The 13,565-nt window shown below is 59.9% G+C and carries 7 protein-coding genes and 1 pseudogene; all 8 read right to left on the bottom strand.

Annotated features, from left to right (window positions below):
- Window positions 1-90 precede the first annotated feature (90 nt).
- A complete protein-coding gene (locus ACN0WV_RS09070; RefSeq protein ID WP_417605364.1) occupies window positions 91-1,722 on the bottom strand; it encodes an alpha-D-glucose phosphate-specific phosphoglucomutase in 1,632 nt (543 codons plus the stop codon).
- A 66-nt stretch (window positions 1,723-1,788) separates the two neighbouring features.
- Window positions 1,789-3,849 (bottom strand): annotated as a pseudogene (gene glgX / locus ACN0WV_RS09075) (glycogen debranching protein GlgX); the annotation flags it as partial.
- Between the two features lie 32 nt (window positions 3,850-3,881).
- Window positions 3,882-5,309, bottom strand: a complete 1,428-nt coding sequence (glgA, locus tag ACN0WV_RS09080) for a glycogen synthase GlgA (protein ID WP_417605366.1) — start codon at window positions 5,307-5,309, stop codon at window positions 3,882-3,884.
- Between the two features lie 28 nt (window positions 5,310-5,337).
- Window positions 5,338-6,609, bottom strand: a complete 1,272-nt coding sequence (gene glgC / locus ACN0WV_RS09085) for a glucose-1-phosphate adenylyltransferase (RefSeq protein ID WP_417605184.1) — start codon at window positions 6,607-6,609, stop codon at window positions 5,338-5,340.
- Between the two features lie 29 nt (window positions 6,610-6,638).
- Complete coding sequence (glgB, locus tag ACN0WV_RS09090; protein WP_417605186.1) at window positions 6,639-8,825, bottom strand: 1,4-alpha-glucan branching protein GlgB; 2,187 nt, start codon at window positions 8,823-8,825, stop codon at window positions 6,639-6,641.
- Window positions 8,822-11,233 (bottom strand): glycogen/starch/alpha-glucan phosphorylase, encoded by a 2,412-nt coding sequence (locus ACN0WV_RS09095; protein WP_417605188.1) that lies wholly within the window; start codon window positions 11,231-11,233, stop codon window positions 8,822-8,824. The genes glgB and ACN0WV_RS09095 overlap by 4 nt, the downstream gene beginning before the upstream one ends.
- 240 nt (window positions 11,234-11,473) lie before the next feature.
- Window positions 11,474-12,373, bottom strand: coding sequence for a dihydrodipicolinate synthase family protein (locus tag ACN0WV_RS09100; RefSeq protein ID WP_417605189.1), 900 nt, complete (start codon window positions 12,371-12,373; stop codon window positions 11,474-11,476).
- A gap of 269 nt (window positions 12,374-12,642) precedes the next feature.
- Window positions 12,643-13,545 carry a 5-dehydro-4-deoxyglucarate dehydratase gene (locus tag ACN0WV_RS09105; RefSeq protein WP_417605368.1) on the bottom strand — a complete coding sequence of 301 codons (903 nt, stop codon included), beginning with the start codon at window positions 13,543-13,545 and terminating at the stop codon, window positions 12,643-12,645.
- Window positions 13,546-13,565 lie beyond the last annotated feature (20 nt).

Here is a 13,565-nt window from a genome sequence, read left to right on the forward strand (position 1 = left end):
CCCCATGAGAGACCGCGCAAGGCGGCGCAGCCTGACGCTTATGGCTCGCCGTCCGGGGATTAAGCGTAACACCCTACGCAGACGCAAGTCTCAGGTGATGACGTTTGGCGTGTCACGACCCGTGCGGCTGGCGATGCCCGCCAGTTCCTCGGCGGCGGCAATCATCGGGGCCAGTGCTTCTTGTGGATCAATATTGTGTTTGGCCGTATCGGGCTCGTATTTCTCAAGGTAAAGCCGGATCGTCGCGCCTTCGGTGCCGGTGCCTGACAGGCGCAGCACGATACGCGAGCCATCCTCCATCACGATCCGCAATCCCTGCTTCGTCGAGACCGAACCATCAACGGGATCGGTATAGGCAAAGTCATCCGCCGCGGCGATGGTCATGCCCTGCACCTCGCGTCCGGGCAGATCAGAAAGCTGGCCGCGCAGATCATCCATCAACGCATTGGCAACATCGCTGTCGATTGCCTCGTAATCGTGGCGGGAATAGTAGTTTCGACCGTATTCCGACCAATGCGCGTTCAGAATGTCAGAGACGCTTTCCCCACGGGCGGCCAGCACGTTCAGCCATAACAGCACGGCCCAAAGCCCGTCCTTCTCGCGCACATGATCGGACCCGGTGCCAAAGCTCTCCTCGCCGCAGATCGTGGCCTTGCCCGCATCCAGCAGGTTGCCGAAGAATTTCCAGCCAGTCGGAGTCTCGAAACTGTCGATGCCCAGCTTTTCGGCGACCCGGTCAGAGGCGGCAGAGGTCGGCATGGACCGCGCGACACCAGCGACCCCCTTGGCATAACCGGGCGCAAGATGCGCGTTGGCGGCCAGCACGGCAAGGCTGTCTGACGGGCTGACATAAATGTTGCGGCCCACGACCATATTACGGTCGCCATCGCCATCAGAGGCAGCGCCGAAATCCGGGCCGTCGACGCTGAACATCTCGTCCATCAATGCCTTTGCCCAGAAAGGGTTCGGATCGGGGTGATGCCCGCCGAAATCCGGCAGGGGCGTTCCGTTCACGACAGTGCCATCGGGCGCGCCCAGCGCACCTTCCAGCAAGGCTTTGGCGTAAGGTCCGGTGACGGCATGCATCGCGTCGAACCGCATCCGGAAGCCACTTTCGAACATCGCGCGAATGGCGGTGAAGTCGAACAGGGTCGCCATCAGGTCCGCATAATCGGCGACCGGATCAACCACGCTGACGGTCATCTCGCCCAATGTCTGATCGCCCACCGTCCCCAGATCCACATCCGCAGCATCGAGGATACGATATTCGGTCAATTCCTTGCTGCGCGCATGGATCGCCTCGGTCACCTGTTCGGGCGCGGGGCCGCCGTTGGGCGTGTTGAACTTGACGCCGAAATCCTCATCCTCGCCGCCGGGATTGTGGCTGGCCGACAGGATGATACCGCCATCGGTCTTGTTCAGCCGGATCAAATGGGACGCGGCGGGCGTGGACAGGATCGCATCCTGCCCCACGATCACCCGCGCCGCACCATTGGCCGCCGCCATCTTCAGAATGGTCTGGCTGGCCTCAAGATTGAAGAACCGCCCGTCACCACCAAGGACAAGCACCTTGCCATCGACGCCACCGATACCGTCAAAGATCGCCTGCACGAACGCTTCCAGATAATCCGGTGCCATGAAGGCACGGGTTTTCTTGCGCAGCCCGCTTGTGCCGGGTTTCTGGTCCTGAAACGGCGTTATCTGGCAGGTCTTGATCGGCATGGGCTGTGTCCTCGTTTGAGTTTCGGTGCCACCGTAATTAGCGGGCGCTGAATGGGCAAATAGCTGAACCGATGATCCAGCAATCTCGATCTGGTGTCCGACGATTTTTTGCGCTGTCATGTCCGGGGCAGACGTGTCGAGCACATGCCACCAGTCAAATCCCTCGGTTTTTGGCAATTTCAGGCAGGTGGCATCCGACCCGTTGAACACCACATAAACGGCCTTGTCGTGATTGCCCTCGTCCGGCGACCGCGCGCTGACGCGGATTTCGGCACAGAGCGTCCGCCAGGCAGGGTCGGACCAATCCTCGGGCTCGGGGTACTTACCATCTGCACGGCGCCAGCCAATATCCAGCTTGTGGTCGCTGTCACGCTCAAGGCTGTGCAGGAACCGCGTCTGGCGCAGCACCGGATAGGCCCGGCGCAGCTCTGTCAGGCGCTGCACAAACCTCGTCATCGCAGTGTCGCCTTCGGCCCAGTTCAGCCAGCTTATCTCGTTATCCTGCGCATAGGCGTTGTTGTTGCCGCCCTGGCTATGGCCGATCTCATCGCCGGCAAGGATCATCGGCGTGCCTTGGCTAAGCATCATCGTCGCCATGAAATTGCGCCGCCGCAGCGCGCGGGCCGCATTGATACCGGGATCGTCTGTCGGGCCCTCGACACCGAAATTGTCCGACACGTTATGGTCGTGTCCGTCAGCATTGCCTTCGCCATTGGCATGGTTGTGCTTCTGGATATAGCTGACCAGATCGGCCAGCGTGTACCCGTCATGCGAGGTGACAAAATTGACCGAGCTGGTGGCCGCCCGCCCGGAATGATCGAATTCTTCGGCGGACCCCAGCACGCGTTTGGCCAGTTCCGAGGTCTGCAACAGGTCACCGCGCCAAAAACGCCGCACGCCGTCGCGAAACCGGTCGTTGAGTTCCAGAAACGGATGCGAGAACGCGCCCAGCTGATAGCCGCCCAGCCCGATATCCCATGGCTCTTGCACCAGTTTCGTGTTGCGCAACACCGGATCTTGCCGGATCGCCTGCAAGAGCGGTGCATCACGGTCGAAATGTCCCGAGGCCGTCCGCCCCAGAACGGTGCCCAGATCAAAGCGGAACCCGTCCACACCCATCACCTGAACCCAGTAGCGCAGGCTATCCAGCACCATCTGCATCACCATCGGATGCGCGGTGTTCACCGTATTGCCGGTGCCGGTGTCGTTGACATAGTAGCGCAGATCGTCGGTCAGCCGGTAATAAGACCGGTTGTCTAGGCCGCGGAACGACAGGGTCGGTCCCATCTCGTTGCCCTCTGCGGTGTGGTTGTAGACCACATCCATCAACACCTCGATACCCGCAGCGTGAAAGCGGCGCACCATCGCCTGAAATTCCCAGATCTGGCCTTGAGTGAGGTATCGCTGCGAGGGCGCAAAAAACCCAAGCGTCTGGTAGCCCCAATAGTTCTTGAGGCCCTTTTCGACCAAGAAGCGGTCGTCGACGAAAACCTGCGACGGCATGATCTGGATCGTCGTCACGCCCAGCTTCTGCAAATGCTCGATGACAGGATCCGACGCCAGCCCGATGAACTTGCCGCGATGCGCTGGGTCCACCTGCGGGTGCATCGCGGTCATGCCTTTGACATGCGCCTCATAGTGTACGGCTTCGTCCCGTGGAATGTGCGGGCGGTCGTCGGGCGCATCGCTCATCGGGCCGGTCACGATACATTTCGGCATCGCGAAGGCGCTGTCGCGGCTGTCATAGCTGAGGTCTGCCTTGGGCGAGCCGCTGCGATAGCCAAGAACCGCATCCGACCAACGCAGATTGCCCCAGAAACGCCGCGCATAAGGGTCCATCAGCAGCTTGTTGGGGTTGAACCGGTGCCCGGCATGCGGCTCGTAGGGACCGTGAGCGCGCAACCCGTACTTGGTGCCGGGCAGCAGCCCGCCGACATGCAAATGCCAGACATCACCGGTGCGGTGACGAAACGGCAGGCGAAAGCGTTCCTTGCGGCCATCTTCGGAAAAGATACACAATTCCAGCTTTTCGGCATGCGCAGAGAACACCGCGAAGTTGACGCCGCTGCCGTCAAACGTGGCACCCATCGGATCCGGGCGGCCTTCGGTCAATGTGTGATATTTCATATCGTGAGACGTGGTCCGAACCATTGCGACATTCAGCCGAGCAGGTCTTGGTAAATGGCTGCGTATCGTGCCGAGCTGTTCTCCCAGCCTACTGGTTGCCGCATGGCGTTGCGCATCATCTGCTGCCAAAGTTTGCGATCTGCGAACAGCGTACACAGCCTGCGCAAGCTGTGCGAGAATGCCGTGGCGTCGGTCGGATGAAAGGTCAACCCGGTGGCAACGCCTGCGTCCAACGCTGCGTCATTGGCGTGGATCACCGTATCCGCCAGCCCGCCGGTCGCCGCGACCACCGGCAACGTGCCGAACCGTAATCCGTAAAGCTGCGTCAATCCGCACGGCTCGAACCGCGAGGGGATCAGGACCGCATCACCGCCCGCGAACATAAGCTGCGACAGATCCTCATCATAGCCGATATGGACGCCGATCTTGCCGGGATACTCTTTGGCCAGCCCTGTATACGCCGCTTCCAACCCCGCATCGCCACTGCCAAGCAGCGCCAAGGTGCCACCATGCGCAATAAACTCTGGCAAAAGACCCGGCAGCAGGTCCAACCCTTTCTGTCCGGTCAGGCGGCTGACTACAATCGCCAGCGGCCCGTCTGTTTCGGCCAGTCCGAAACGGTCTCGCAGGGCGGTGGTTGCCGCTGTTTTCTTGCTCAACGTCTTGGCCGAGTAGGGATGCGGGCCTGCCTGTGGGTTCCAGACCTCCAAGTCTATGCCGTTCAGGATGCCGTGCAAATCACCCGCCCGCGCCGCGATCAGCCCTTCCAGTCCCATGCCGAACTCTGGCCGCATCAGCTCTGCCGCGTAGGTCGGGCTGACGGTAGAGATCGCATCGGCATGCACCAACCCGGCTTTTAATGTGCTGATCTGCCCGTAATATTCCAGATCGTCGGCGTTGAACGCCGTGAAAGGCAATCGCAAAGAGGCGAGCCGGTCTGCGGGGGCAAGACCCTGAAACGCGATGTTATGGATCGTCATCAACGTCTTGACGCGCTTGTCGCCAATGAACCGCAAATAGGCGGGTGCAAGTCCTGCCTGCCAGTCATGCGCATGCAGGATGTCGGGCACCCAGCCATCGGACAATCCGTTCTGCGCGATCCGGGCCGCAGCCCAGGACAGTGCTGCAAAGCGTTCAGGATTGTCAGGCCAGTCATGACCTTCGGGCGTCAGGTACGGACCGCCGTTACGATCAAACAGGTGGGCCGCCTCAAGCAATAGGAACTCTACCCCGTCGACCTTGCCGCCCAGCACTCTTGCAGGCCCGCCGAACAACGCCTCATCCTGCCACAGTTCCACCGGGTCCCTCAGCCGCGCGGCCAGACCCGGATATGCAGGCATCAGCACGCGCATTCGGTGGCCCAGCGGCACCATCGCCTTGGGAAGGGCCCCGGCCACATCGGCCAGCCCCCCGGTCTTGATCAAGGGCACACATTCGGACGTGACCGACAGGATGTTCAGGGCCATTCGTACCTCTTTCAACAGGCGATCAGCCCACTTTGGCCGCGCGCTGGTCCATCATTGATTTGGTCACCAGAACAACGCCCCCTTCAGAGACGCGGAACCATTTGGCGTCTTCTTCCGGATCCTCGCCAATGACAAGACCCGCCGGAATTTCCACGCCCCGATCCAGCACCACGTTGGTCAGCCGCGCGTTGCGGTGAACCTGCGAATAAGGCAGCGCCACAACCTTTTCGAGCGCAGAATAGGAATGCGTCCGCACGCCTGTAAACAGAAGCGAATTGCGCACTTCCGACCCCGAGACGATACATCCGCCCGAAATCAGCGAGGACACTGCAAGGCCGCGCCTGTCCGCCTCGTCATGGATGAACTTCGCAGGCGGCGTGATCTCGGAATAGGTCCAGATCGGCCAGGAATTATCGTAAATGTCCAGCTTTGGCGTGAAATCCGTCAGGTCGATATTGGCCGACCAGAACGCATCAATCGTGCCTACGTCGCGCCAGTAAGGCTCTTCTTCCAGACCCGACGTGATGCAGCTGTCGCTGAACAGATGCGCCATCGCCTTGCCGTTCTTGACGATGTCGGGGATCAGATCGTGACCAAAGTCATGGCTGGAATTGCTGTCCTCGGAATCGCGGATCAGCAAATCGCGCAGGAAATCCCAATTGAAGACATAGATCCCCATAGAGGCCAGCGAGTTTGCATCATCACCCGGAATCGTCGGGGGATTGTCGGGTTTTTCCAGAAAGCTGGTGATGCGCTTGTCGTTGTCGATACCCATGACGCCGAAGGCCGTCGCTTCGGCCTTGGGCACTGTCAGGCACCCCACGGTGACATCGGCACCAGTTTCGACGTGCTGACGCAGCATCACCTCGTAATCCATCTTGTAGATGTGATCGCCCGCCAGAATGATGACGTATTTGATGTCGTAACTGTCAACGATGTCGATGTTCTGAGTTACGGCATCGGCCGTACCCAGATACCACTTGTTTTCGGCCACCCGTTGCGATGCAGGCAATATATCAAGGTATTCGTTCCGCTCGGCGCGAAAAAAGCTCCACCCGCGTTGCATGTGCCGGATCAGGCTGTGGGCCTTGTACTGCGTGGCAATCGCCATCTTGCGGATGCCGGAATTCAAAGCATTCGACAGGGCGAAGTCGATGATCCGGGACTTGCCGCCGAAATAGACTGCGGGTTTGGCACGGGTGTCGGTCAGTTCTTTCAGACGGCTTCCGCGCCCCCCGGCCAGAACAAAGGCCATGGCTTGCGAAGACAGTCGGCCGGATTGTGATGGTTGCATGTGTATCCTCCCCGAAAAATGCTTTGGATCTAGTCTGCCTGAAACATCAGTACCGCCAACGGCGGCAGCACGATTGACGCGGAATGCGGATGGTTCATCCACTCCTTTTCCTCGGCAGTGACCCCGCCCATGTTGCCCCGATTGCCACCGCCATAGGTGACGCTGTCAGAATTGAAGATTTCGCGCCAACGCCCCGGCCCCGGCAATCCGATACGGTAATCCGTGCGCTCCACCGGGGTGAAATTGCACAGCACCACCACCGGCTTGTCTTTCGGTCCACCCTTGCGAATATAGCCCAGAACGGAATTTTCGGCATCTCCGCCTTCCAGCCACTCGAACCCCTCGGGCCGCGTATCGTTGACATACAGCGCGGGCGTCGCGCGGTAGATGTTGTTGAGGTCGCGGATCAGGCTTTGAATGCCGCGATGCTGCGGGTAGTCCAGCAAATGCCATTCGAGCGAACTGTTGTGGTTCCACTCGCTGCCTTGCGCAAACTCGCAGCCCATGAACAGAAGCTTTTTGCCCGGATGCGTCCACATATAGCTGTAATAGGCCCGCAGGTTGGCGAATTTCTCATCCCCCTGCCCCGGCATCTTGGCGATCATGCTTCCCTTGCCATGAACAACCTCGTCATGGCTGATCGGCAGGATGAAATTCTCGGTGAACGCATAGTTCAGCGAAAACGTGATCTCGTTGTGGTGATGCTTTCGGTGGATCGGGTCTTGTTCAATGTAGCGCAGGCTGTCGTTCATCCAGCCCATGTTCCACTTGAACCCAAAGCCCAACCCGCCTGCATCAACCGGGCGGGATACGCCGGGAAAGGCCGTGCTTTCCTCGGCTGCGGTCATAATGCCCGGCACCTCGCCATAGGCGATGGTGTTCGTGCGCTGCATCAGCGAGATCGCTTCGTAATTCTCGCGCCCGCCATCCTTGTTGGGCACCCATTCCCCCTGTTTGCGGGAATAATCGCGGTACAGCATCGATGCCACTGCATCGACGCGCAGCCCATCGACATGGTATTCCTCAAGCCAATAGAGCGCGTTGGAAATCAGGTAGTTGGCAACTTCGGTCCGGCCGTAGTTGTAGATCAGTGTGTTCCAGTCCTGATGGAACCCCTCGCGCGGATCGGCATGTTCATAAAGCGCCGTACCATCGAACTGACCAAGCCCGTGAACGTCGGTGGGGAAATGTCCCGGCACCCAGTCCAGCAGAATGCCGATACTCTTCTTATGCGCCGCGTCCACGAAGGCGCGAAACTCATCCGGCGTGCCATAGCGGATCGTCGGGGCAAACATGCCGACGGGCTGGTAGCCCCAGGACCCATCAAACGGGTGTTCGCTGATCGGCATCAGTTCGATATGGGTGAAGCCCATGTCGGCGGCGTAATCGACAAGGTCCGTCGCCATCTCGATATAGGACAAGGGCCGCCCGCCATCTTCGGCGACGCGTTTCCAACTGCCCGGATGCACCTCGTAGATCGACATGGGCGCATCGACATTCTGCACCTTGGCGCGCTTGTTCATCCAAGCCTTGTCGGCCCATTTGGTACCCCGGATGTCACGCACCACAGACCCGGTGGCAGGCGGGTGTTCGGACCCAAAGCCGACCGGGTCGGCCTTGGCAGGCAGCACGGTGCCATCCGCGGCCATGATTTCGTACTTGTAAACTTCGCCATCGCCCAGACCGGGGATAAACAACTCCCACACACCAGTAGCCCCGCGCCGGCGCATCGGGTTGCGGCGGCCATCCCAGACGTTGAAATTGCCGATCACCGACGCGCGCTGCGCATTTGGTGCCCAGACCGCGAAATGTGTGCCCGTTACCTTTTCATGCGTCATCACATGGGCACCCAGCACCTGCCAGATCCGCTGATGACTGCCTTCGCCCAGGAAATATTCGTCCTGCTCGCCGATCACCGGGCTGAACCGGTAGGGATCGTCAAACTCCCATTCGGCCTCCGCATTTCGTGCCCGCAACCGGTAGTTTGCAGCCTTCCGTTTCAGCGCCCCCGTGAACAGCCCTTCGGAGCCTGCGACGGGCGACAGGGGCGTCACGGTCGCCTTGCCAGTCAACACCTCGACGGTTTCCGCCCCGGGGACGAAGGCCGTGACCGTGGGCTTGCCGTTCCGTTCGTGGGGACCAAGGATCGTGAACGGGTCCCCGTGTCGGCCCTGCGATAGCGACTTGGCCGCGTCCGAGTTTAGGGCGTCGCTCATGCTGCGTCTTCCTCCCTGTCCAGGGCCGATTCTGTGCCCCAGATATCCGCCATGTAACCACGAATTGTCCGGTCAGATGAGAAAAATCCGGAGCGGGCAACATTTAGCACCGCCTGCTCCGACCAAGCCTCGGGATCAAGATACAGTTTATCGGCAGCGCGTTGAGCGGTGTAGTAGCCCTCAAAATCCGCCGCGACGAGGTAGTGATCGTGGTTCCACGCCCTGTCGACCAACCCGTGATAGCGGTCGGGATCGGTCGGGCTGAATCGGCCTTCGACGATCAATTGCAGGACATGCTGCATGTTCCGGCTTGCCTCGATCGCGTCACGCGCGTGGCGGACATTGCGGCGGCGCTTGACGACCTCATCGGCTGTCAGGCCAAATAGAAAGAAGTTCTCCGCCCCCACATGCTCGCGGATTTCGACATTGGCCCCGTCCAGCGTGCCGATGGTCAAGGCCCCGTTCATGGTGAACTTCATATTGCCGGTGCCAGACGCCTCTTTGCCCGCAGTCGAGATCTGTTCCGAAAGATCAGACGCCGGGATCAGCCGCTCGGCCATCGAGACGTTGTAATTGGGCGGATAGATCACCTTCAGCATATCGCCGGTCACGGGGTCATTGTTGATGACCTGCGCCACGTCGTTGATCAGGTGGATGATCTCTTTCGCCACGGCATAGCCCGGCGCGGACTTGCCGCCAAAGATCTTCACACGCGGTGCCCAGCCCGCATCCGGATTTTCGCGCATGTTGTGCCACAGGGCGATGGTCTCGAAGATGTTGAGATGCTGGCGCTTGTATTCGTGGATGCGCTTGATCTGGACGTCGAACATGGCATCCGGGTCAATCTGCACCCCCATGGTTTCGCCGACCCAGTTCGACAGCGCCACCTTGTTGGTCCGCTTGGCGGCGCGGAAATCCTTGCGAAACGCCTTGTCATTGGCATGTGGTTCAAGCGCCTTGAGCTGATCAAGATCGCCGATCCAGCCATCGCCGATTGTGTCAGAGATCAACCCGGCAAGCGGCGGGTTCGACAGTTTCAGCCAGCGTCGCGGGGTCACGCCGTTGGTCTGGTTGATGATCCGGCCGGGATGCAACTCGTTCAGATCGTGAAAGACCGTCTTTTTCACCAGATCGCTGTGCAGTGCCGAGACGCCGTTGACCTTATGCGACATGATGAAGGCCAGCTCGCCCATCTGCACCTCGTTGTTGCGCACGATCCCGACATGGGCAGGGCGCTTCGTGGCGCGTCGATGGTCATCGTCGATACGTTCGATGATCTGCATGTGGCGCGGCAGGATATTCCCCATCAGCCATGTCGACCACCGCTCCAGCGCTTCGGGCAGCAATGTGTGGTTGGTGTAGCTCAGTGTCGCGCGGGCGATGTCCTGCGCCACGCCCCATTCCAGCCCGTGCTTGTCGGTCAGCAGCCGGATCAACTCTGGTCCGGCAATTGCCGGGTGGGTATCATTCATCTGGATCGCCACTTTCTGTGGCAGCTTTGTCAGATCATCATATTCCGACATGAAGCGCCGCAGGATGTCCTGAAGCGCGGCAGAGGTCAGGAAAAACTCTTGTTTCAGGCGCAATTCCTTGCCCTGATAGGTGGTGTCGTCCGGATACAGCACCCGGCTGAGCGTGCGCGCCAGCGCCTCTGGTTCAGCCGCTGCGGCGTAATCGCCGGAATTGAAACGCTCCAGATCAAACAGCGTTGTGGGCTTCGCGCTCCACATCCGCAATGTGTTGGCCCAGCGTCCCTGCCAGCCGATCACCGGCATGTCATATGCGGACGCTATGACGCTCTCCGACGGATGCCAGTCACCATTCACGGCCTCGCCCTTAAAGCCAATCTCATAGGCAGATTCCGGGCGGGCAAATTCCCACGGATGCGCCTGCGTCAGCCAATCTTCCGGCGTCTCGACCTGCTGCCCGCCCTCAAAGCGCTGCCGGAACAAGCCGTGTTCATACCGAATTCCGTAGCCATGCGCCGGACATCCCAGCGAGGACATCGATTCCAGAAAACACGCGGCAAGACGGCCAAGGCCACCGTTTCCCAGTGCGGCGTCAGGCTCATCCTCGATAATCTGGCGCAGATCGAAACCCAGCGACTTCGCGACACTTTCAGATGCCTCAAGCAGGCCGAGATTAATCATTGCGTCTTCCAGCATCCGCCCGATCAGAAATTCCATCGACAGATAGTAGACCCGTTTGCACTGTCCCTCATACGTCCTGCGCGTTGCATGAAACCACGGCCCGACGATGCGGTCGCGAATGGCATAAGACAGCGCCATCCGCCAATCGTAGACCGACGCATGGCTCGCATCCTTGCCAAGCGTGTAAATCAGGTGCTGTTCGACGGCTTGCTTCAGCTCTGTATCGTTCACCGGCCGGGCGTCTTTGGTCATGCTCATGTTAAGAATAATCCCTTGCATTCGCCCTTTATTAGCAAAATGTTTGCGCTAACGTAACCCTGAACCGATCCCCCAGTGGCACGAGACGATTTTGCCACTGCCCTTGCCCAAGCAATTTGCCAATGCCGTCTGTGGCAGATTTGTGCGGCGCGGCCACTGATCCGGGTTCAATTGCATTGTCCGAGCCCGTCAAAAATGCCGCCGACGAGCCGTGTACCACAGGCAACCTGCCCTGTTTCGTCAGAACGTAATCGTATGTCGCGCAATGAAACTTTCCAGCATATCCTGCTGCGTCTCAGTCAAAGGCCAGGCTGACGGTGGCCGCGTCGGTCCGCAATCGTGGCCAATGGCGCGCAGAGCCGCCTTCACCCCCGTCACATTTGTCCCGTTCGATTCTTGCGCTCGGACATCCTCGAAGGGCTTCATCTCGGCAATCAGCGTCTTGGCGGTTGCGTAATCGCCGGAATCGAGCGCCGCGTGAATTGCCACGGACCGTTCTGGCCAGACATTGATCAGGCCAGAGGTAAACCCACGCGCGCCCACGGCGTAGAACGGCGGTGCCCACACCTCGGCCAATCCGCCGACCCAGATGATATCGGGATCGCTGGCCGCCATCGCGTCGGCGAGTTTCAGCGGGTTGGGTGTGGCCCATTTTACGCCCACAACGCCCGGAACGGCGCAAAGGTCGGCAATTGCCTGCGTTCCGATGGTGTCATTGCGCAGATAAAGCACAATCGGCAGGTCCGCCGCCTCTGACACAGCCTGCACATAGGCCACCAATCCGCGCGGCGCGGCGAAAGGATCTGGCGGCTGATGGATCATCAGCGCATCCGCACCTGCGGCTTTCGCACTGCGCGCCAAATGGCATGCGTCCACGACAGAGCGGCCCACCCCGGCAACAAGCGGCACGCGGCCCTGAATGTGTCGGGCAGCGGCGCGGCACATCTCTTCAGCCTCCTCAAGCGACAGGCTATAGAATTCGCCTGTGTTGCCATTGGCGGTCAGCACATGCACGCCAGCCGCAATCGCCTTGTCCACGACCGGTTTCTGACGATCCGGGTCGATTTTTTCATCCGTTGTCATCGGGGTGACCAGGATGCCGGATATCCCGGTGAGAGCTTTGGTCAGATCATGGGGCATGGCGGATCGCTTTCACGTTACTAGATTGATTGGGGCGATGGTGCGGCCTACGCTTATTTTGGGACAAATGGCCGACAATACGGACAAAATTCTGCTCAGTGTGCACACCGGGGCGGGCTGTCAGAACGGTGCGGGGCGCGCCCGCCGCGCCGAGGCTTTGGACAAAAGCTCTGTCTGGCATGCTTCAGGACCGGCTGCCACGATATGGCCTGAATGGCAGGCAAGCAATTCAGGCACAGAATATTCGGACAGCGGACCGCGAACCATGATCAGGAACTTGTTTCGATCAAATCCCTCATCATCTCCATTTCTTCATCGGTCAGATCGGTCAGCGGGCTACGCACGGGGCCTGCCTCGAACCCACGCAGGATAACCCCGGCCTTGACCGCCGAAACCGCGTAGCCGGACTGGCGATCACGGATCGTTGCGAACGGGTAGTAGAAGTCCGCAAGCAGTTGTTCGCAGGTCGCATCGTCGCCCGCCGTAAACGCCTTGTGGAAACGCAGCGCGATTTCAGGAACAAAGTTGAACACGGCAGAGGAATAGGTCGGCATGCCCGCCCCGCGATAGGCTTGCGCGAACAGCTCATGCGTGGGCATCCCGCCGATATAGGACAGACGGTTGCCCAGCTTCAGCGTGACCCGGCGCGCCGTATCTATATCTCCGGTGCCGTCCTTGAAGCCGATCAGGTTGGGACAATCATCCGCCAGCCGTTCCAGCGTTTCTGCCGTGACCCGCGCCTGCCCACGATTATAGACGATCACCGCCATTTTCGTTGACTTGCACACGGCACGGATGCGCGCCTCGACGCCTGCCTGCGGTGCACCGATCAGGTAATGCGGCAGAAGCAGGATGCCGTCGCCGCCCGCCGCCTCGATGCTTTGCGCGAGCTCGCAGGCCATGCGGGTGCCATAACCGCAGCCTGCAATGATCGGCTCATTGGGTTGAGCTTGCTTGGCCGTCTTGACCACCTCGACAATCTCTGCCGGGGTCAGCGAGAACATCTCGCCCGTTCCTCCTGCCACGATAAGACCGGCGACGGGATAGCTCGACAGCCATTCCAGATGCGCGGCAAATGGTTTCGGGGCAAAGTCACCATCGCTGTTGAACGCAGTGACGGGAAAAGACAACAATCCGGTGCGAATGCGTTCCTTGAGGTCGTTGTTATCAATCATAAGATAGCCTTTCTTGT

Source organism: Primorskyibacter flagellatus (assembly GCF_048268605.1).
Classification (GTDB): domain Bacteria; phylum Pseudomonadota; class Alphaproteobacteria; order Rhodobacterales; family Rhodobacteraceae; genus Primorskyibacter; species Primorskyibacter flagellatus.

Bases quoted from the DNA above. Each gene is read 5' to 3' on its own strand.
- ACN0WV_RS09070 (WP_417605364.1), bottom strand. From the start codon at position 1,722: ATGCCGATCAAGACCTGCCAGATAACGCCGTTTCAGGACCAGAAACCC.
- glgC (WP_417605184.1), bottom strand. From the start codon at position 6,609: ATGCAACCATCACAATCCGGCCGACTGTCTTCGCAAGCCATGGCCTTT.
- glgB (WP_417605186.1), bottom strand. From the start codon at position 8,825: ATGAGCGACGCCCTAAACTCGGACGCGGCCAAGTCGCTATCGCAGGGC.
- ACN0WV_RS09095 (WP_417605188.1), bottom strand. From the start codon at position 11,233: ATGAGCATGACCAAAGACGCCCGGCCGGTGAACGATACAGAGCTGAAG.
- ACN0WV_RS09100 (WP_417605189.1), bottom strand. From the start codon at position 12,373: ATGCCCCATGATCTGACCAAAGCTCTCACCGGGATATCCGGCATCCTG.